This window comes from Shewanella sp. AS1 (genome assembly GCF_021412565.1).
Taxonomy (GTDB): domain Bacteria; phylum Pseudomonadota; class Gammaproteobacteria; order Enterobacterales; family Shewanellaceae; genus Shewanella.
The window spans coordinates 134,483-154,973 of record NZ_JAKCLJ010000006.1; the positions used below are offsets into that span (position 1 = coordinate 134,483).

At 49.8% G+C, this 20,491-nt stretch carries 17 protein-coding genes; 12 read left to right on the forward strand and 5 right to left on the reverse strand.

Features of this window, described 5'->3' with window-relative positions:
• Positions 1–62: 62 nt before the first annotated feature.
• The 6 genes from prmB to LZP69_RS10305 all read left to right on the forward strand — a co-directional run bounded on the left by prmB (position 63) and on the right by LZP69_RS10305 (position 5,650).
• On the forward strand, positions 63–1,007 hold the full coding sequence (gene prmB, locus LZP69_RS10280) for a 50S ribosomal protein L3 N(5)-glutamine methyltransferase (RefSeq protein WP_234200411.1): 945 nt from the start codon (positions 63–65) through the stop codon (positions 1,005–1,007).
• A gap of 117 nt (positions 1,008–1,124) precedes the next feature.
• Positions 1,125–2,219 carry a chorismate synthase gene (aroC, locus tag LZP69_RS10285; RefSeq protein ID WP_234200565.1) on the forward strand — a complete coding sequence of 365 codons (1,095 nt, stop codon included), beginning with the start codon at positions 1,125–1,127 and terminating at the stop codon, positions 2,217–2,219.
• Positions 2,220–2,370: 151 nt separating this feature from the next.
• Positions 2,371–3,570, forward strand: a complete 1,200-nt coding sequence (locus LZP69_RS10290) for an MFS transporter (RefSeq protein ID WP_234200566.1) — start codon at positions 2,371–2,373, stop codon at positions 3,568–3,570.
• Between the two features lie 29 nt (positions 3,571–3,599).
• A complete protein-coding gene (locus tag LZP69_RS10295) occupies positions 3,600–4,736 on the forward strand; it encodes an ATP-NAD kinase family protein (RefSeq protein WP_234200414.1) in 1,137 nt (378 codons plus the stop codon).
• Positions 4,737–4,762: 26 nt separating this feature from the next.
• Positions 4,763–5,044 carry a YfcL family protein gene (locus LZP69_RS10300; protein WP_234200415.1) on the forward strand — a complete coding sequence of 94 codons (282 nt, stop codon included), beginning with the start codon at positions 4,763–4,765 and terminating at the stop codon, positions 5,042–5,044.
• Between the two features lie 63 nt (positions 5,045–5,107).
• Complete coding sequence (locus tag LZP69_RS10305) at positions 5,108–5,650, forward strand: RNA methyltransferase (protein ID WP_234200420.1); 543 nt, start codon at positions 5,108–5,110, stop codon at positions 5,648–5,650.
• A 55-nt stretch (positions 5,651–5,705) separates the two neighbouring features.
• Here the strand turns inward: LZP69_RS10305 and mnmC are convergent, their stop codons facing one another.
• Complete coding sequence (gene mnmC / locus LZP69_RS10310; RefSeq protein ID WP_234200424.1) at positions 5,706–7,661, reverse strand: FAD-dependent 5-carboxymethylaminomethyl-2-thiouridine(34) oxidoreductase MnmC; 1,956 nt, start codon at positions 7,659–7,661, stop codon at positions 5,706–5,708.
• A gap of 212 nt (positions 7,662–7,873) precedes the next feature.
• Here mnmC and fabB point away from each other — a divergent pair, with 212 nt between their 5' ends.
• Entirely contained in the window at positions 7,874–9,085 is a 1,212-nt protein-coding gene (fabB, locus tag LZP69_RS10315; RefSeq protein WP_234200425.1) for a beta-ketoacyl-ACP synthase I, read from the forward strand.
• A gap of 72 nt (positions 9,086–9,157) precedes the next feature.
• On the opposite strand, the gene LZP69_RS10320 is transcribed toward fabB, so the two are convergent.
• Positions 9,158–9,895, reverse strand: a complete 738-nt coding sequence (locus tag LZP69_RS10320) for a YciK family oxidoreductase (RefSeq protein WP_234200427.1) — start codon at positions 9,893–9,895, stop codon at positions 9,158–9,160.
• A gap of 260 nt (positions 9,896–10,155) precedes the next feature.
• Between LZP69_RS10320 and LZP69_RS10325 the strand changes: the two genes are divergently transcribed.
• Complete coding sequence (locus tag LZP69_RS10325) at positions 10,156–12,630, forward strand: VolA/Pla-1 family phospholipase (protein WP_234200428.1); 2,475 nt, start codon at positions 10,156–10,158, stop codon at positions 12,628–12,630.
• Positions 12,631–12,823: 193 nt separating this feature from the next.
• Entirely contained in the window at positions 12,824–13,840 is a 1,017-nt protein-coding gene (sohB, locus tag LZP69_RS10330; protein WP_234200430.1) for a protease SohB, read from the forward strand.
• 166 nt (positions 13,841–14,006) lie between these two features.
• Here the strand turns inward: sohB and LZP69_RS10335 are convergent, their stop codons facing one another.
• Complete coding sequence (locus LZP69_RS10335) at positions 14,007–14,591, reverse strand: arylesterase (protein ID WP_442800678.1); 585 nt, start codon at positions 14,589–14,591, stop codon at positions 14,007–14,009.
• Positions 14,592–14,622: 31 nt separating this feature from the next.
• Here LZP69_RS10335 and LZP69_RS10340 point away from each other — a divergent pair, with 31 nt between their 5' ends.
• Both LZP69_RS10340 and LZP69_RS10345 read left to right on the forward strand, forming a co-directional pair.
• Positions 14,623–15,342 carry an ABC transporter ATP-binding protein gene (locus tag LZP69_RS10340; RefSeq protein ID WP_234200433.1) on the forward strand — a complete coding sequence of 240 codons (720 nt, stop codon included), beginning with the start codon at positions 14,623–14,625 and terminating at the stop codon, positions 15,340–15,342.
• Positions 15,342–17,801, forward strand: a complete 2,460-nt coding sequence (locus LZP69_RS10345) for an ABC transporter permease (protein WP_234200435.1) — start codon at positions 15,342–15,344, stop codon at positions 17,799–17,801. The genes LZP69_RS10340 and LZP69_RS10345 overlap by 1 nt, the downstream gene beginning before the upstream one ends.
• A 117-nt stretch (positions 17,802–17,918) precedes the next feature.
• Here LZP69_RS10345 and LZP69_RS10350 read toward each other — a convergent pair whose 3' ends face one another.
• Together LZP69_RS10350 and folX are read right to left on the reverse strand one after the other, a co-directional pair.
• Positions 17,919–18,848 carry a TIGR01777 family oxidoreductase gene (locus LZP69_RS10350; protein WP_234200437.1) on the reverse strand — a complete coding sequence of 310 codons (930 nt, stop codon included), beginning with the start codon at positions 18,846–18,848 and terminating at the stop codon, positions 17,919–17,921.
• 133 nt (positions 18,849–18,981) lie between these two features.
• Entirely contained in the window at positions 18,982–19,350 is a 369-nt protein-coding gene (folX, locus tag LZP69_RS10355) for a dihydroneopterin triphosphate 2'-epimerase (protein ID WP_234200439.1), read from the reverse strand.
• Positions 19,351–19,423: 73 nt separating this feature from the next.
• Here folX and LZP69_RS10360 point away from each other — a divergent pair, with 73 nt between their 5' ends.
• On the forward strand, positions 19,424–20,491 hold the full coding sequence (locus LZP69_RS10360; RefSeq protein WP_234200440.1) for an AI-2E family transporter: 1,068 nt from the start codon (positions 19,424–19,426) through the stop codon (positions 20,489–20,491).

Sequence of the window (20,491 nt, forward strand, 5' to 3'; positions counted from 1 at the left end):
TCCGATGCCTTATGAATAGAGTTCAGTTACAATGAAGCAGAATTAAAAAGCGGGAGTGAATTTTGGATAAGATTTTTGTTGATGAAGCCGTCACTGAATTGCGTACCATAGGTGATATGTTGCGCTGGGCTGTGAGTCGTTTTAACGATGCTAATATCTATTATGGCCATGGCACTGATAATGCCTGGGATGAAGCAATCGCCTTGGTTTTCCATGCCTTGCATCTGCCAGAAGAGATAGGTCAACAAGTGATCCACGCAAATTTAACCAGCAGTGAGAAGCATAAAATCGTTGAATTGATCATTCGCCGTGTCCGTGAACGTCTGCCCGTGCCTTACCTCACTAATAAAGCCTATTTTGCCGGACTCGAATTTTTTGTAGATTCAAGGGTGCTTGTGCCTCGCTCACCCATAGCCGAGATGATAGCTAATCGATTTAGCCCTTGGTTATATAATAAGCCTGTTAATCGTATCCTAGATCTCTGCACCGGCAGTGGCTGTATCGCGATTGCCTGTGCTTACGAGTTTGAAGATGCCGAAGTTGATGCGCTCGACTTAAGTACAGATGCGCTGGATGTGGCACAAATTAACATTGAAACCTTAGATGTGATGGACAGAGTCTTCCCCATCGAGTCGGATCTCTTCTCTGCCATTCCTCGTGCGCCGCAATATGATTTGATTGTGTCGAATCCACCTTATGTGGATGCAGAAGACTTAGGCGATATGCCTGATGAATATCACCATGAGCCTGAGATGGGACTGGCATCGGGTCGTGATGGCCTAGACTTAACCAAGCGCATCTTAGCCAATGCCGCCGATTACCTCACTGAAGATGGCGTGTTGGTGGTTGAAGTGGGCAACTCTATGGTTCACCTTATCGAACAGTTCCCAGATGTGCCTTTCACCTGGGTGAGCTTTGAAAATGGGGGCGATGGTGTATTCGTCCTAACGCGACAGCAGTTAGTTGAAAATGAGTCGCTGTTTGTGATTTTTAAAGATGCCGAGTAAGTCTCGCGACTTTGGGTTAACTGACTAAAGTGAATAGGTCAGCATTTTTAGCCATAAGTGGTAGATAAAATTTAGGTTATGCTAAAGCTATCCAGCGATAAGAGGTGAATGAAACAGATGTCGGGAAACAGTATTGGTCAAAACTTCGTGGTCACCACCTTTGGTGAAAGCCATGGTAAAGCGCTAGGTTGTATTATCGATGGGTGTCCTCCAGGGATAGCACTCGATGAAGCCGATATGCAGCACGATCTTGACCGTCGACGCCCCGGTACCTCTCGTTACACCACGGCCAGACGCGAGGCCGATGAAGTGCAGATCCTGTCAGGGGTATTTGAAGGCAAAACCACAGGCACCTCTATCGGTTTGTTGATCCAAAATACCGATCAGCGCAGTCAGGACTACTCCAACATCAAAGATCAGTTCCGTCCGGGCCATGCCGATTATACCTATCAGCAAAAATATGGCCTGCGGGATTACCGTGGCGGCGGGCGTTCTTCCGCACGAGAAACCGCGATGCGAGTGGCGGCTGGTGCCGTGGCCAAAAAATACCTCAAGCAGGTTCACGGCATAGAAATAGCCGGTTATCTGTCGGCATTAGGGCCGATTATGGCCGATAAAGTCGACCTTACTCAGGTTGAGCAAAATGCCTTTTTCTTTCCCGATGCCGATAAACTAGAGGCGCTCGATGAATATATGCGTGAGCTGAAAAAATCCGGTGATTCTATCGGAGCCAAAGTATCAGTGATTGCCACCAATGTCCCCGTTGGGTTGGGCGAGCCAGTCTTTGACAGGCTCGATGCGGATATCGCCCATGCGCTCATGGGGATCAATGCGGTAAAAGGCGTTGAGATTGGCGATGGATTTGCTGTGGTAAATCAGAAAGGCTCTCTGCACAGGGATCTGATGTCGCCCCAAGGGTTTGCTTCAAACCATGCCGGTGGCATATTAGGTGGGATCTCCTCGGGTCAGCCCATAGTCGCGCATATCGCAATGAAACCCACATCAAGTATCAGTGTGCCCGGTGAGAGCATCACGGTCGATGGCAATGTGACAGAAGTTGTCACCAAAGGCCGTCACGATCCCTGTGTGGGGATCCGAGCCGTGCCCATTGCCGAAGCCATGCTTGCTATTGTGTTGATGGATCACCTGCTGCGTCACAGGGCGCAAAATGCCGATGTTCACAGCCAGACGCCTGTAATAGGCATGCGCTAGTCGCTGCTCGAATAACTGAGTAACAAATGAGTTGAATAAGAGGGTACAGTTTGTACCTTCTTTGCCCTATGGCTGCTTTAACTTTGTGTCGATACTCATTTCTGTTTTTAGGCTTTTTCAGGCCATTTATTGAGAGATTAAGTTGTCGATCATGTCTCGTGAGAGTAATGAGAGCACTGAGAGTACCCAGCATCAACTGAGTTGGATCAGTGCCTGTTACTTCTTCTTTTTTGCCATCCTTGGGGTGTTAGTCCCTTATCTTGGGGTCTTTTTCCAGCACAGAGGCTTCGATGCCCAGGAGATTGGCTTTCTGCTCGCTATCTTGATGGCCACCCGAATTATTGCACCCAATATCTGGGCCGTGGTGGCGGATAAAACCGGCATGCGGGGGCAGTTGGTGAAGCTCGGTGCCGCCTGCTCTGCGGTGGCGTTTTTGAGTTTTTTCTATCAAGGTGGTTTTGTCTATCTTGCCGTTAGCCTGGCTATCTATACCTTCTTCTGGAACGCGATTTTAGCCCAGCTTGAAGTGATCACTCTGGAAACCCTGGGCGCCAATAGTGGGGGATACGGCAAGGTCCGCAGTTTTGGTAGTTTAGGTTACCTGATCTTCGTGGTCGCAGTGGGTTATGGTATTAGCCAATGGGGCACAGAGATCTTGCCCTTTGTGGGGTTTGCTCTGTTTTTGGGGTTGCTTGGCTGCGCCTTATCTTTGCCAAATACCCGGGTCACAAACGATTGGCAAAACAGTAAAGGCCAATTAAAACTCGATCGCGGTATCTTCTGGTTTTTGGTGTCCGCGCTGCTATTGCAGATGAGTGCCGGCCCCTTTTATGGCTTCTTTGTGCTTTATCTGAAGCAGGCGGGCTACAGTGAGTTTATTGCTGGCGTATTTGTGGCCCTAGGGGTCATGGCTGAGATAGTGATGTTTATGTTTGCCCCTAAACTGATGGCACGTTACAGCGCCAAAAGTTTGTTATTGGTGAGTCTGGCGCTCACGTCACTGCGCTGGCTCTTGATGGCGTTTGGCGTGCAATACGCTGCATTACTAGGGTTAAGCCAAATTCTGCATGCCTTTACTTTTGGCCTGGTCCACGCCGCCTCGATACAATTTGTGCACCAAAGGTTCGATGTACGTAATCGCAGTAAGGGGCAGGCACTCTATGCCAGCCTCAGTTTCGGTGTGGGGGGGGCACTAGGAACCTGGCTTTGCGGTATTATTTGGGGCGATGGCACCCAGACCTGGCTCTGCTGGCTGGCTGCGGCGGTATGTGCCCTGTTTGCCATGTTATTCGTGGGACTTATTCCTCAATATCAGGCCAGAAATGAGGTAGAATTGACGGCGCATAATTAGATTCAGGCTAATAAGAAGAAGGAATGGATGTGAATAGCCGATTTCGATTGGGGTTGATCATTAACCCGCTCGCCGGATTAGGCGGCAGTGTTGCATTAAAAGGTAGCGATGGCGTTGCCAGCGAAGCCTTGGCGCGTGGTGCCGAGCCTAAAGCCCATCTTCGAATGGCTCAGGCTCTGGAAGTTATTTTGGCTTACCGTAGCCGTATCGAGATAGTGACCGCCTCTGGCTGCATGGGAGAGGCCTTAGCTACCGAGTTGGGTTTTTCTGTCTCCGTTGTCTATCAGGCCGGTGAGACAACTGGCAGTGAAGATACTCAGTTGGCGGCAAAAGCCATTGCCGAGCAGGAGGTCGATCTCTTGCTATTTGCCGGGGGCGACGGTACGGCGCGAGATCTGTTCATGGCACTGGATGAGCGTCAGCCTGTGCTGGGTGTGCCTGCCGGGGTGAAAATTCACTCGGGAGTTTACGGTATCACTCCCCACGCATCTGGCAAGGTGCTGAAGATGCTGCTCGATGGCCAGTTAGTTAGCCTGATGTCGGCCGATGTAATGGACATAGATGAGGTCGCTTTTCGTCAGGGCACAGTGCGAGCCAAGTGTTTTGGCGAGATGTTAGTGCCAGCCGAGCCCCGTTATATTCAGGCGGTCAAGATGGGCGGCAAAGAGGTCGATGAACTGGTGCTCAGCGATATCGCCGCCGAAGTGATTGAGCAGATGGATGATGAGCTGTTTATCATGGGCTCTGGCAGTACTGTCGCTGCTGTAATGGAGGAGCTTGGGCTGGACAATACACTTCTTGGTGTCGATCTTATTGAAAATCAAAATTTAATCGCCAGTGATTTGAGCGCCGCGCAGCTGCTTGAACTGACGCAAGAGCGGCCGTGTAAGTTAGTGATCACCCTGATTGGTGGCCAGGGCCATATATTAGGACGGGGCAATCAGCAGCTTTTACCCGCCTTAATAAGGCGCCTTGGCAAAGAGAATATTCTTATCCTAGCGACGAAAACTAAGTTAAAAGCACTTGAAGGACGCCCGTTAATTGTGGATAGTGGCGACCCTCAGCTCGATGCCGAACTCTGTGGTTATTATAAAATCATCACAGGTTATCACGATTATGTGATGTATCAGGTCGCAAACCCTGATCTGTCGGCTGATTTAAGTTAAAGAATGACGTATCGATTGGAGAGATCATGTTAGAGCAGTACGAACAAGCATTAGATGCCTGGATTGCGGCGAAAGTAGAGCAGGGCGATGATGACCAGCTTTTTGCCAGCGGTTATTTGCAAGGGCATTTTGCCGTTGTGTTGTCTGAGCTTGAAAGCGAAGAGACTCAGGACAAGCAAGCATTAGCCGACAAGATGCAGCTTTGTTTGGCAACGGCTAAAACCGAATTAGAACCGGCAGATCTCGTCTTGGTCGCAGCAGCCTGGGATGAGCTGCGCGCGCAGATCGATGGCTCGCTGAGCGCCTAAGGCCGCGAGTTGTCTATTGCCGAGTGTTGTCTATTGCCGGTAGCCAGTGGCAGTGATCAGAACATGAGTGAGCCTGTGAAATCGAGCAAAGAGTTAGTCTTAATCGGTCTATTGAACCCCAAGAGCCCGACCAATGTGGGCGGCGTGATGCGCGCCGCCGGCTGTTATCAGGCCGATGGCGTGCGTTACACGGGTAAACGCTACGCCCTTGCGGCGTCCCATCGCGGCGAGCAATACAATACCGACACTAAACGTGTCAGCCGTAATATTCCGCTAACAGGGGTTGAATGTCTGCTTGATGATCTCGATGATGACACTCAAGTAATTTGTGTCGACCTGATTGAAGGGGCGATTCCGCTGCCTGAATTTCGTCACCCCAAAAAGGCGATTTATCTGTTTGGCCCGGAAGATGGCACCTTAGATCAAGGCTTGGTAGATAGGGCTGATTCAGTCGTGTATGTGCCGACGGTTGGCTGCATGAATCTGGCTTCTTCGGTCAATGTACTGCTCTATGACAGATTGGCCAAAGGCCGCTCCCACGGCAGTGACGAATTGATCCGTCAGAGCCGGGATACCAATAACAGGGTTAAGGTCAAACAAGCTTAGGCTGAAACGAGCTTAGGCTGAAACAAGCTTAACAGTAATTTCTTGAGTGAGCCGCCTACAGCGCCTTTCCCTTCACAAGTTTTCGCATCCACATGCGATTGGGGTTGAGCAGTGTGAGTATCTCGAGCGGCACCAGCAGTTCGCCGCACAGCTGCGCGGCCAGTATCTCAGCTGCTAACGGCCCAGATGTGAGTCCGCGCGACCCCAAGCCACCTAAGATAAACAGGCCTTCATGGATAGGCGCTTGGCTTTTTTGCCAAAAATCGCCGTGAGCTTTGCCTTGGGGCAAGTTCTGATAGCTGGCTTCAATCGCCTCAAAATCCGGGGCACAGCCCATCATAGGGGCGTGATCCCTTGTCACCATACGTACGCCAACTCGGGCACTGTGGCCTGAAATATCGACATCCTCCTCCACCCAAGTTTGCTGATAACTGCTGCGCAGTTTATCCAGATTGCCCAATTGCTCTGTGGGACTGTAGTCCAGATTATCGGGATCTTTCACATAACTTGCGCCACTGCAATGCAGGTGTTCATTGGCCGGCGTGAGGTAGCCCTGGGCGCACAAGACAGTGCTCAGGCGAGTGAGCTGACCACGTGAAGGGATATGACTGACCTGTCCGCGAAAGCCGCTGATAGGTAGCTTTGCTGTCTGGGGATAATCTGTCAGATGTCGCCCATTGGCCAGGACTAAGTTGGCAAAAGGTCCAAAGGCTTGGGAGTGACCATGCTGATCCTTACCATAGAGGTGCCATTGATTGCCTCGCTTTTCTATGCGTAAGATCTCGGTATGATAATCTTGCTCCATCTGAGTCAGGCTGGCCGCCTTGGTTATGGCTGCAGCCGTTAGCTGCTGCGGACTGACCCATCCGCCCAAGGGATAAAAAATCCCCGGCTGACCAATCTCAATCCCCGCTATCTGCCCAGCCTGCACTGTATCCACACTCCGGGCTATCTCTTGTGGCCAGGGCTGGGCCGTCATTATCTTATCGAGGCGCTTTTTACTGCGTCCATCGAAAGGGGTTTGCAGCACGCCGCAAAAATCATGGGCAATATCATACCCCTGAGCCGTCAGGGCGCGGATCCGCTGGCGGCTGAAAAGATAGCCTTGCAGGAAAAAATGGCTGAGGGGGCCATATTCTGGCGTCAGCAGGGGATAGATGGCGCCCTGTTTGTTGCCAGAAGCTTGCTGGCCTGGCGCGCTGTCCATGCAAAATAGGCTGATTGGCTTTCCTCGCTCTGCTAGCGAAAGTGCTAGGCAGGCACTGGCCACGCCGCCGCCAATGATGGCGATATTGCCCGGATGTTCCTCTTGGGCAGCCTGCTCGACAGGGTTGTATTTTATCTGCTGCTGGAAACGGTTTCTTAAGGCTGTGCGCTCTTTGGCGGCGATCTCTAAGTCTATCTCATCAACACAATTTAGAGGCTGTAGGGGATCTTGCAGCTGCTCATCGCACTGATAGACAGTAAAACCAGCTTGCTGACTCTGGGATAAAAAGGCGGTGAGCTGAGGCTCATTCAGACTCTGGCTTGCTGTTTGTAGCAGACACAGTTTGCTTGCGCTGTGAGACAAACGGGCCATCTGCCAAAGCTGCTTGTGGTCGATACAGCCAAGGGCGGCAGGGTCGGTAAAGAGCCAGTGCAGGCAGAGCTCTCCTTTTGGATGCGGTATCTGTTTTAGCAGGCTTGCGAATTTGCCAAGATAAATGGTTAAAGAGAAACGTCCATCTAAGGCTAATAGCGTATGGCTCCCCTCAATCTGACACAGGCCAATGTCCCGCAATTGACAGGCGATGGCGTCCCAGGATGTTAATGCCTTGGAGAGTGAAAGCAGCTCGGCTGGATTTTCGCAAAAAAGATGCAACTTGACTCTATTTGTCCTAGGCTCAGTGGCGTTAACCTCTTGGGTGAGCCGAGTTAATAAATTGAGCAGTGTTATCTTGCTTGGCTTGCCTATGAGGACTAGCGCATCAGCACGCTGACTGTTTGTCTCATCCAGGAGTAAATCTGCCATACTTACTGTTCGAGCTGCACAGCTTTTAGACACTAAGGTGTCGCTATCTGACGGCTTATTATGTGATTTAGTGGCCAAAGAATTTACTCTTACTGTGATATTAGGCATTATTTTACCTGATAATTATGGAAAGCTGACCACTTAAATGCCCTAAAGGCGATACTATTGGCGCAGCAAAATTGGTACTAGATGTACGGAATGGATAGTAAATAATGAAAAGAGTCGTGATCACCGGACTTGGCATAGTTTCAAGTATTGGTAATAACAAGCAAGAAGTCACCGAATCATTGAAAGCGGGTCGCAGTGGGATCACTCACTCAGATCAATTTGAAGAGATGAACCTGCGTAGCCATGTTTGGGGTAATATCAAACTGGATCCTAAAGAGCATATCGACCGTAAAGCACTGCGTTTTATGGGTGATGCCGCAGCTTATGCTTATATTGCGATGGAGCAGGCGATTGCCGATGCGGGACTGACCGAAGAGCAATACTCTAATCCACGCGTGGGTATCATTGCGGGTACGGGTGGTGCATCTTCTGCTAATCAGGTACAGGCGGCTGACACCTTGCGTGAAAAGGGCGTCAAGCGAGTCGGACCCTATATCGTGCCTCGTATCATGGCAAGTACAGCAAGTGCTTGTTTGGCTACGCCTTTTAAGATTAAGGGTATGAACTACTCCATCAGTTCTGCCTGTGCAACCAGTGCACACTGTATTGGTCATGCCGTTGAACTTATCCAGATGGGTAAACAGGATATGGTGTTTGCCGGTGGTGCAGAAGAGGTTGATTGGACCCTGACTATGGGGTTTGATGCCATGGGTGCACTGTCGACCAAGTACAATGATTGTCCTGAGAAGGCGTCACGTACTTATGATGCAGACCGCGATGGTTTCGTGATCTCTGGCGGCGGCGGGATTGTTGTCGTTGAAGAGTTAGAGCACGCCTTAGCCCGCGGCGCTAAGATCTACGCCGAAGTGATAGGTTATGGTGCATCATCTGACGGTTATGACATGGTTGCTCCTTCGGGTGAAGGCGCTGTGCGTTGTATGCAGATGGCCCTTGCCGATGTTGATTCGCCAATCGATTACATCAACACCCATGGTACTTCAACGCCTGTGGGTGATATGCGTGAGCTTGAAGCACTGGCCGAAACCTTTGGTGACAAGCTGCCAGCCATTGCATCGACTAAGTCATTAACGGGTCACGCCTTGGGTGCTGCGGGTGTTCATGAAGCCATCTATAGCCTGATCATGATGGAAAACAGCTTTATCGCACCTAGTATCAATATCGATAATGTGGACGAGAAAGCCGTTGGTATGCCAATTGTGACTGAGTATCGTGATGCTGAACTCAACACCATTATGAGCAACAGCTTTGGTTTTGGTGGTACAAACGCAACGCTGGTAATGCGTAAATATAAATAATTGGCGATAAGCGATTATTGATAAAAAAGGGAAGCGATGGCTTCCCTTTTTAGTGTCTGTTTTTCGCCTGAATTATTGGGCTGAAAATTGCTGACCAGTCACTTCTTTTGAATCATCACCCATCAAATACAGATAGGTTGCCATGATCTCTTCAGGTGTTTTTAGCGTACGAGCATCCTCTGCCGGATACGCATTGGCACGCATTTTCGTCCGAGTGGCACCCGGATTGATGCTGTTTACCCTCAGTGTGCTGCCCTGATATTCGTGGGCCAGGCATTGCATCATGCCTTCGGTAGCAAATTTAGAGATGGCATATTCACCCCAAAAAGCGCGCCCTTGTCTGCCTACACCGCTGGAGGTGAAGATAATGGATGCCGCTGGTGCCTTCTTCATCACAGGGATCAAGGCTTTGGTCATCATGATCTCGGCAACTAGGTTTACCTGGAGTACCTCCTTCACTGAGTCCATTGATATATGCTCAAAAGGCCCTAACACGCCGAGTAGACTAGCGTTATGAAGCAGGCCGTCTAAGTGACCAAACTGCTGCTCTATGGTTTCGGCCATATCCAGGTAATTTTGTTCGCTGGCACCTTTTAAGTCTAAAGGGACAATCGCGGGAGTCGGGTAGCCAGCTTGCTCGATTTCATCATAAACCGCCTCCAGCTTCTTCACTGTTTTGCCTAACAAGATCACTGTGGCACCGTGGGATGCATAAGTGATGGCTGCGACGCGGCCAATACCATCGCCAGCACCAGTGACAAGGATCGTTTTATCTTTTAGTAGATCTTTTGCTGCTTGATATTCCAACATGAGCCTATTTTTCCTATTTGCGGAATTTCCCGCCATTTCCTGTGGTAGAGAACAGCCAGAAACACCTGTTTAAAACAAACGATTCATTTTTGGCTGCCTTAGCATCATTCAAATGTGACAAAGATGTAGCTAACTCTATAATTTTACGTTAACTTGAGTTTTGATCGGGGCTAAAAAGCCCCATTAGTCACGCAAGGAAGAGTATTGTGACTAATTTTTGGGGAAAACAAAATTATTACAACAAGATTTGGGGAAAAAAGATGAAAAGACTCTTTTTGGGGATGGCAATAGCATCTGTGTTGGGCATGACGGCAGGCTGCAGTGAGGACAGTGTTGATGACTTAGCCGAAAAGACGCAGCCTTTGCTTCCGCAGTCGCATATCGCATTTGATCCTGCTAATAGTGTGGTGCCTTTACCAAATGACCTGTTATTTAGTGGCACCATGGATGGGACATTAACTATGCCAGGCGAAATGGGTGATGGCAGCAGTGATTATACTGATCCTCAGATGGCCTTAGGCGCCCTCGATGGTTGGTCGACGACTTCTCCTATTTCTATCTCAGTCGATCCTGCAAACGATCTTGATGGTAATCCGCTGACCTTAGATGCCGCCTCTGTTTTCCAGCCGGGGGCGGTGCGTGTCTTTGAGGCCACAGTTGGCGGGCCGCTATCTGCGGATGTCGATTGTCAGGCGGCGCCTTCTGTCTCCGCCTGTAAGGTCGGGAATGAATTACAATTTGGGGTCGATTTTGTTTCTAAAGCCTCTGGCAACACCATAGCGATTGTGCCGCTAAAGCCCCTAAAACCAGGTCAGTCTTATATTTTTGCAACAACGTCACTGATCTTGGATTCTGCTGGCCAGTCTATTGCCCCATCTTCCAGTTATAACTCGTTAAAGTTGGATATAGAGACTCAGCCGCTGCAAACTGCAGATCAGTTGATGCTGCAAACCTTAGTGAACAGCTATGAAAAGGGGATGGCGGCTGCTCATGGGGTGGATCTTGCGACTATTAGTTATTCCGGCCTCTTTACGACTCAATCAGTGAGCGATGTCTATGAGACAACCAAGTTATTAATGTTGCAAAGTGGCTCTCCTTTTGCGCCTTCGATGACAGTGCCTATGCCTCATCCGCTGGGTTTGACCGTGGCTGACGCTGCAGGGTTAACCGCAGCCGATGGGGCGGCCTATGTCACCGCAAGTTTGGCGGATGTGTATGTTGCCGAGCTGACACTGCCAACCTATGGCAGCTGTAATACGAACAGCTGTGCTGGGATAGGCGGCTTCTGGAAAGCGTTGGGCGATAGCCCGGTTTCTGTATTACTGGCGCTTCAGGCGGGCACCTTAAGCCAGCAAAACTTTGGCGCTCAGGTGATGGCATACGGTATCGATCCTGCCCAGGCCCTTGCCGATCCGAGTCTGTTAGCGGGCAAAGCCTGGTTACTCGACGATGGCACTGCAGCCGACAAGGCAAAACATCTGACCAAGTTCAACCCGATCCCAGCACCGACAGGAAGCGAAACTGTTTCTGTGCTGATCTCTATGCCCAATGCCCAGCGTCTTGCGGCGTTTTATGCAAATCAGGGGATGACATTCACACCGCCGACCAATGGTTGGCCAACGACAATTGCTATGCATGGCTTAGGTGGCGGCAAAGAGATGTCACTGGCCTATGCGGGCAGCTATGCGGCGATGGGCGTAGCGACGATTGCCATCGATATGCCGCTTCATGGCGAACGTTCCTTTGATGCCAATGGCGATGGTATTTATGAGGTATCGGCGACCGATCCTTCATTTGGCGCTCTTGTTGGCAAGCCAGATGCGTTCCAGAACGGTAATCCACTGGTGTTTGTTAACATCGAAAGTAGTTTATCTGTGCGGGATAATTTCAGACAGGCAACAATCGATCAGCTAGGCCTGCGTGCAGCACTGACAGGGCTTGCGGGCGGTTTAGCCCAGGCGCAGATGCCGCAGATGTTCGATGTCACTAAGATCAGTGCCCAGGGGTTGAGTCTGGGGGCGATAGTCGGAACCGATTTTGCCACTTATGCCAACAGCGGCCTGACTCATCCGGATGGTACAGATTTAAGCTATGTGCATGCATTGAACGGCGTCTCTCTAGTGGCACCAGCGGGCGGATTAGCGGGCACCTTTATCGGCTCGGCCACCTTTGGCCCAGTCCTGTTTAGCAACGTGACCGCTAGCGCGACGTTCCAGGCGCTGGTGGACGATGCCAATACCCAGGGCTATGCACCAGGTAGCAGCGAGTATGCCGCGCTGGTACAAGCTGTCTATGCTGAGTTTATCCCGACTTTTGCCTTTGCGGTGCAGACGGCGGTAGACAGTATCGACCCTATCAACCATGCCGCTATGCTTAAGGCCACCAACCTGCCAGTGCATGTTATCGAGGTGGTGGGCGATGGTAGCAATCTTGCGGATCAAGTCTTACCAAATCAGGTGGAGAACTTCCCTGTTTCAGGTACTGAGCCTCTTATTGCCAACTTAGGCTTAGCTTGCGTTGATCAAAGCGTTGCAGGTTCGGGTGCGGTTCGCTTCGCTAAGGGACATCACAGCTCTATTGTGAACCCAAGAGAAGTACCTAATGTCACCGATGGCAGCGCCGCTGCGGCAACCGTTGAGATGCAAAAACAGGTTGCAGGTTTTGCCTCTTCGGCGTCACAGGGCCAGGTCGGCATTATGGTTTCGGATGCAAGCGTGATTCAGCCTTGCACGTAAGCCAGTTATGTCAATGCCGCTTAGTGGTTAGCTAAGTGAAGTGAAATAAAAAGTGGCTTGATATAAAAAGTGGCGTGAAATAAAAAGCCCAGTTTGTCTGGGTTTTTTATTGCTGGTTTGTTATTCGGATCAGTGCTGATAGAATAGCGACCATCTTTTTTATCCCTTAAATGGCCTTAAAGCGGAGCTTATTTTGGAATTTTTGTACGAGTATGGACTGTTTTTCGCAAAAGCCATCACCATAGTGGTATCGATTGCAGCTGTGGTGATTATTATTTTGGCTTCTGCGGTAAAACAAAAGGCGGATAAAGGTGAGTTGAAACTCACCAATGTGTCTGAAGATCTTAAGACACTAAAGCATGATTTAAAGCATGAGTTACTGACGAAAAAGCAATTTAAAGCCTATGAGAAAAGTCTGAAGGCCGAAGAGAAGGCACAGAAAAAGCAGGAAGAGACCAAGACGCCCAGGGTATTTGTCATCGACTTTAAAGGCAGTATCGATGCCAGTGAAGTTGCTTCGCTGCGTGAAGAGATAAGCGCAATTTTGGCTATCGCCGAAAGTGATGATGAAGTGATAGTGAACGTCGAGAGTGGCGGTGGTATGGTGCATGGCTACGGCCTCGCTGCCAGCCAACTGGATCGTATTCGCAGCGCCAATATTCCGCTGACCATTTGTGTCGATAAAGTCGCGGCCAGTGGCGGCTATATGATGGCCTGTGTTGCCAATAAAATTTATGCCGCACCTTTTGCCATCGTTGGTTCTATCGGTGTGGTGGCGCAGATCCCTAACTTCAACCGTCTGCTCAAGAAACACGATATCGATTATGAGCAGCACACGGCCGGCGATTTTAAGCGTACCCTGACCCTGTTTGGCGAGAACACGGATGAGGGCCGGGAGAAGTTTCAGCAGGAGCTGGAAGAGACCCATGTGTTATTCAAGGCCTTTATCGCTAAATACCGTCCCGAGCTGGATATTGCCAAGGTGGCGACCGGTGAGCATTGGTATGGTCAACAGGCGATTGATTTAGGGTTGGTCGACGCGCTATCCACCAGTGATGATGTGGTGATGAAGTTGGCGCAAGATAAGACAGTGATTAAGGTGCATTACCAGCTTAAGAAGAAACTGGCCGATAAAATCGCTCACAGCGCTGCATTATGTATCAATGCGGTATTTAACCGTGTTGCCGAGAAAAATCAGCCTCTCAATTAACTTGGCAACTTGCCTAGAGGAAGAGTTGTTTACGGGCTAGTTCACAAGCAAGTTTAAAAGTAAGTTAAAAAACAGCCCAGCAAACGCTGGGCTATTTTTTTGTGCATTTGTTGGACTTTTCTTGGGCTGTTATTCGGACTAGGTGCCGGGCTGAGCCTTTACGTCATTAATCGGCTTTTGTCAGCCAAGGGGTGACAAAGTCGGCTATCTGCTGCTGGGCCTGTTCGTTAGGATGGATACCGTCGGCCTGCATCAGTTCGGGATGAATGGCGATTTTAGTCATGAAGAAGGGCATCAGGGTGATCTCATACTCTATGGCCAGATCTTGATATACCTGAGTGAAAAGTTTGGCATAGCGCGGCCCATAATTGGGCGGCACCATGACCTCACTGAGCAGCACTTTCGCGCCAGCTTCCTGGCTAAGCTCAATCATTTTTGTAAGATTATTTTTCAGCTGTTTTGGCGTAAATCCCCGCAGACCATCATTGCCGCCTAACTCAATCAATACCAGTTTGGCCTGGGTCGATTTGAGCAGAGCGGGTAAGCGGCGCAATCCTCCCGCCGATGTTTCACCGCTGACAGAGCCATTGATAATGGTCAATTGGGGTTGCTGCTGTTGTAAAAGGGAGACCCAGCCTTTTTGTGGCTCCATGCCATAACTTGCACTTAAACTATCACCTAAGATTAAAATCGGGTTAGCATGGGCGTGGGGGAAAGAAAGTAGCCAGGCTAGAGCTAACAATCTGGTTATCAGAGCAACGTGACGAGTGAATAAGGATTTTATGTCAGTTAATAGCGCTATCACAGTAAATAATCTCATTAAGTCAGTAGCTACCCAAGAGGGAGAGCTTACTATCCTCAACGGCATTAATATGGATGTCAAGTTAGGTGAGAGTGTGGCTATCCTGGGCCCATCGGGTTCGGGCAAGTCAACCTTGCTTGGCTTGTTAGCGGCGCTGGACTCACCCACATCGGGCGCCATCTTTCTCGATGGCACCGCCTTGCATGATCTGGATGAAGAGGGCAAGGCAGCCTTGAGGAAAAATAAAGTCAGCTTTATTTTTCAGTCCTTTATGTTAGTCGATACCCTGAATGCCTTGGAAAACGTCATGTTACCCGCTGAGCTTGCCGGTATCACGAATGCCAAAGAAAAAGCCCAGCAGATGCTAGAGCGGGTGGGATTGAGCCACAGATTACGTCACTTCCCCAATCAGCTCTCCGGTGGTGAGCAGCAGCGTGTTGCTATCGCCAGAGCATTTATCAGCGAGCCTAAGGTGCTATTTGCCGATGAGCCCACGGGTAATCTGGACAGTGCCAACAGCGACAGAGTTGCCGATATGCTGTTTGAGCTAAATCGCCAGAGCGATACCACCTTGATTTTGGTGACCCATGATTTACAGCTGGCCAGCCGCTGCCAACGGCAGTTATTAATGCAAGCAGGCCAGTTATCTGAGCCCCAAGCTGATGAGGCAGAAGCGAATAGATCGGCGGAGGCGGGTTAATGGAGAAACGCATCGCCTGGAAGCTCTTTAAGCGCGAACTATTTCAAGGGCAACTGCTGCTGATCATTTTAGCTATCACCTTAGCTGTGCTTTCGGTGACAGGCCTTGCCAGGGTGAGTGAGCGATTACAGATAGCCATTAATGGTCAGGCATCCAAGTTCATCGCGGCTGACAGAATAATCAACTCGCCGACGCCTATCGACTCAAATATTCTCACGATTGCCGATAAGTTGGGGCTTAAGCATGTGAAGAGCATGCAGTTCAACTCTATGGTTTATGCCAACGACAACTTTCAGTTAGTCACTGTTAGGGCTGTTGGTCCTGAGTATCCGCTCAAGGGAAAGATAGAACTGTCTGACGGCGTAACCCAGAGCCTACCTGCTGAAAATACCCTATGGTTCGAGACGCGCCTCGGCGGGATCTTAGGCTATCCGGACTCCATTGAACTGGGTAATGCCGAATTTAGCCTGAGCGGTGAAATTGCCCGCTTGCCCGATGCCGGATTTAATCCTTTTGCCTCAGCGCCAGTTGTCTTGATGCGCTTAGCAGATGTTGACAAGACCGGGGTGATCCAGCCCGGCAGCCGAGTGACTTATGTTGCTCAATTTACAGGGGATGCATCGGATTTGACCGCGTTTGAGACTCAGGTAAAACCGCTGCTGAATAACAGTCAGCGCTGGGTCGATGTACAGTCCGGCGACTCACCCATCGCCAATGCGGTTAAGCGCGCCGAACGTTTTCTGCTATTGGCCAGCCTGCTGGGGATTGCGCTGGCCTGTGCGGCGATCGGCATCGCGGCGCAGCGCTATTGTCAGCGTCATTTCGATGTGGTGGCTATGCTGAAAACCTTTGGTGCCTCGAGCCGACAGATCCGAGTGCTGTTTGGTTTGCATCTGTTGTTAGTGACCGCAGTAGGCATAGTCTTAGGTCTTATTGGGGGGATTGGGTTAGATGGATTGATCAGCGCCTATCTGCCGCAGGAGATCGCCGAATATCAGGCGCCGCTTATCAGGCCGCTGCTGCTTGGGGTGTCTACTGGCTTGATATCGGCATTCATGTTTTCTGCCTACCCCTTGATGCGCCTGCTCGCTATCCCACCGCTGCGGGTGCTGCAGCGTCAATTAGAGGGGATACAGCTGGGGATGTGGTTGCATCTACTGCTCAGTCTGGGTGCCATGGCGCTGCTTGGCTATCTCTATTCCCAAAGTTTGGCATTAACGTTCACTGTGGTTGCAAGCGTGCTACTGCTGGGGGTTTTACTTAGCGCCTTTGGATTTGTATTAATCCATGCCGGCAGCAGTGTAGGGATGAAAACCACCAATCCTATGCAGTTGGCCCTGGCGGGGCTTAGACGCCGCGCCAGGCAAAATGCGGTGCAGTTGGTTGGCTTTAGTAGTGCGCTGGTATTATTGCTGACCATTATTGCGCTGCGTCAGGATTTGTTGGATGAATGGCAAAAGCAGTTGCCTGAAGGTTCCCCCAACTACTTCTTGGTCAATATCTCCCCCGATGAGGAGCAGCCTTTGGCCGATTATTTTAGCCAGAACCAGATAGAGGCAACCGACATCTATCCTGTGATCCGTGGCCGTTTGGTGGAGATCAATGATGAGGTGCTTATCACCAATGAACAGGCTGAGGCTGGAGAACCAGGGCGCGTAGGTATATCCCGTGAGCTTAACCTGACCTGGCGCGATAGTTTGCCGCCGAATAATGATCTGCTCGAAGGCCACTTTAATCAAGCGGCCGATGAGGTGTCAGTTGAGTCTGGGGTGGCCGAGCGCTTAGGGGTGAGCATAGGGGACCGCTTAACTTATGTTATAGATAACCAGAGGTTAACGGTTAAGATCGCCAGTATTCGTGGCGTGCATTGGGAGACTTTGCAGCCTAACTTCTTTATGATCTTCAGCCGCGAAGCCTTAGCGCCTTTTGCCTATACCTCGATGGCAAGTTTTTATCTGGATGAGAGTCAGAAGTCTTTGGTGCTGGGTTTGATCAAGCGCTTTCCCACCGTTTCTATCATAGATGTGGGCGCCATGATCACTCAGCTTAGACAGATCATCGAGCAAGTATCATTGTCGCTGACCTTAGTATTAGTGCTGGTGCTGCTTGCCAGTTCTCTGGTGATGATAGCCCAGACAGAAGCCGGGATGGCGACTCGTCAACGCGAACTGGCTGTGCTCAGAACCTTCGGCGCGTCTGGCTGGCTGCTGCGACTTGCGACAGCTCTCGAATTTGCGCTGTTAGGTATGATAGCCGGTGTGCTGGCCGTTGTGGTGGCGGAGTTTACTCTTTATCTGCTAAAGACTCAGGTGTTTGAGCTAGTGGTGTATATGCACTGGAACTGGTGGTTGCTTGCACCTGTATCTGGTGCCGTAATAGTGGGTTTACTGGGAACCTGGCGCTGTCGCCAGCTACTGCAAAAATCCTGCAGTCAATTGCTGAAGTTGTCAGCTCATTAAATTGTCTACTCATTAAATAAAGAAGGGCCTGTTAGGGAGCATTAGTACAGGCCCTTCTTTTTTACTTCTCCGATTCATTAGGCTTTTCTCGTCTTAAGAATCATCTTGCTCTATGAGTTAAGCGGCCTGTTTTGAAAATAGCGCTGCTAGGGCGTCTTCAAGCTCTGTGTAGTGGAATTGGAAGCCAGCCTCAAGCAAACGTTTGGGGTAGACATACTGTCCCTCTAATAATAGCTCCGAGAGTTCGCCTAGCATCAGGCTTAGCATAGGGGCCGGAACAGGCAATATGGTTGGACGGTGAAGGGCCTGACCTAGGGCAAGGGTAAACTCTTTATTGCTGACAGGATGGGGCGCTGTGGCGTTGTAGATCCCTTGGCATTCTGGATTATTTAGCAGAAACAGTATGATACTGATCAGATCTTGTTGGTGGACCCAACTCATGCCTTGAGTTCCCGAGCCTATGGTGCCGCCTCCGCCGAGTTTAAAAGGCACTAGCATTTTCTTCAACGCGCCGCCTGTGAGCCCCAATACTATGCCTATCCTGATGATGCAGACACGAGTGTGTGTATCGGCATTAAAGGCAAGCTCTTCCCAGCGGGAACAGACGCTGTGAGCAAATTTCTCCTCTTGTCCTGTCTCACTGAAATGAGCCAGGCTAAAGTCTTCATCTATGGGGGCATTTTTATCGTGATGGCCATAAATACCTATGGCTGAACCACTAATAAATACAGAAGGAGGCTGCTTGCTGGCGATGATCAGTTGGCTGAGTTGTTCTGTGATGCCCCAGCGGCTGTGGCAAATTTGCTGCTTTTGCGCCAATGTCCAGCGTTTATCGGCGATGGGCTCACCAGCCAGGTTGATGACAGCATCGTAGCCGTCAAGAGAGCTCAGGGCTGATAGGTTGCCGATTAACTTATGTTGCCCCTCTTTTTCCAGATGTGCTTTGCCTGCGGAGCGGGTGAGTAAGGTCAGTTGATTATCTTGGCCTAATGCCTGAACCAGTTGTCGTCCGATAAAACCAGTACCACCTGTGATGAGTATTTTCATTAAGGATCCCATTTTTATCGCTGTTATATGAAAAATATACACGATCAAAGGGATTTAAGATCACTTTAATCTGCCGCCCTATAGCAGGACTGGGCAATGGCTGACACTCAGTCAGCCATTGTCAGCGCTGGGATTAAGGATTTTTCTTATAACAGAGTTGTAAAGAGACAGAATCAGCAAAGCGTAGCGCATGGGGCTTATCTATCTCGACCTTAGCCTGATCGACCCATTCATGCTCGCTGGCGATATTGAGTACCTGATCGGTTAAATGTTCCAGTAGTGAAAAGCGATTATTTTCAACCAAGGCAATGATTTTTTTGGTGATCGTGCGATAATTTAGCGCATCTTGCATATTGTCACTATTACGGGCTTTGTCGGCGCAATAATGGATTTCGGCGTTAATAGTGACATCTTGCTTATTGTTTATTTCGTCCTCTTTTATGCCAATATAGGTGCGCAGGCGTAAATTTTTGATTCGAATGATGGCGATTTCAGGATTCATAAGCGTGATTTATATTGTTATAGGAAAGTTAAGCCTATCAATTTTATGGGTAATTCAGAAGGAATTTATTTAGATGACTCGATTTAACAATCAAGGTGTCGCCCTCAAGGGATTTGCTGTGATGGCCTGTCTTGTGGTGATCCTGGCCGGAATGAAATTAGCGAGCCCCATAGTCGTGCCATTTGTGTTGTCGGTTTTTATTGCGGTGATCTGTAATCCGGCCATCAAGGGGATGACACGCTTTAAAGTGCCACGCCTGCTGGCGGTGATTCTGATGATGATCTTTATTGTGTTGATGGGATTATGGCTGGCATCTTTGGTGGGTAGCTCAATCAATGCCTTCTCTAAACAGTTACCTGTTTACCGGGATCAGCTAGTCGAGCAGTTCTCCTGGATTTTAGTGAAGCTAAGAGCCTTTAATATCGAACTATCCCGGGAGCAGATCCTGGCTTATTTTGACCCGGGTGTTGCCCTGTCGATGACCACCAATATGTTATCCAGCGTGGGCGGCGTGATGGCAAATCTATTTCTGATCATTCTGACTGTAGTGTTTATGCTGTTTGAGGCGGAAAACTTACCTAAGAAGCTGCATCTGGCGCTCGATGATCCCGATATGCGTCTCAAGCAAATAGATAAGTTTTTACAGTCAGTGAATCAGTATATGGTGATCAAAACCCTGGTTAGCCTTGGCACGGGGGCGATTGTCGGCATAGGGCTGAAACTTATTGGCGTCGATTATGCTCTGCTCTGGGCGGTAGTGGCTTTTCTGTTTAACTATATTCCTAATATCGGCTCTATCATTGCCGCCATTCCTGCGGTATTGCTGGCGTTCATACAGATGGGCCCCGCAGCTGCAGGAGGCACAGCTTTACTCTATTTCACCACCAATATGGTGATGGGCAATGTCGTTGAGCCTAAATATATGGGCCGCGGTTTAGGGTTATCGACCTTAGTGGTGTTCTTGTCCTTGATTTTCTGGGGCTGGTTATTGGGCTCTGTTGGCATGCTATTATCTGTGCCTTTGACCATGATAGTGAAAATAGCACTGGAATCGAGCCAGGGCGGGAACTGGTTGGCGATATTGCTAACCGATAATGTGGATGGATTGGTTGAACAATCGACTCAAAAGAACGTTGAATAA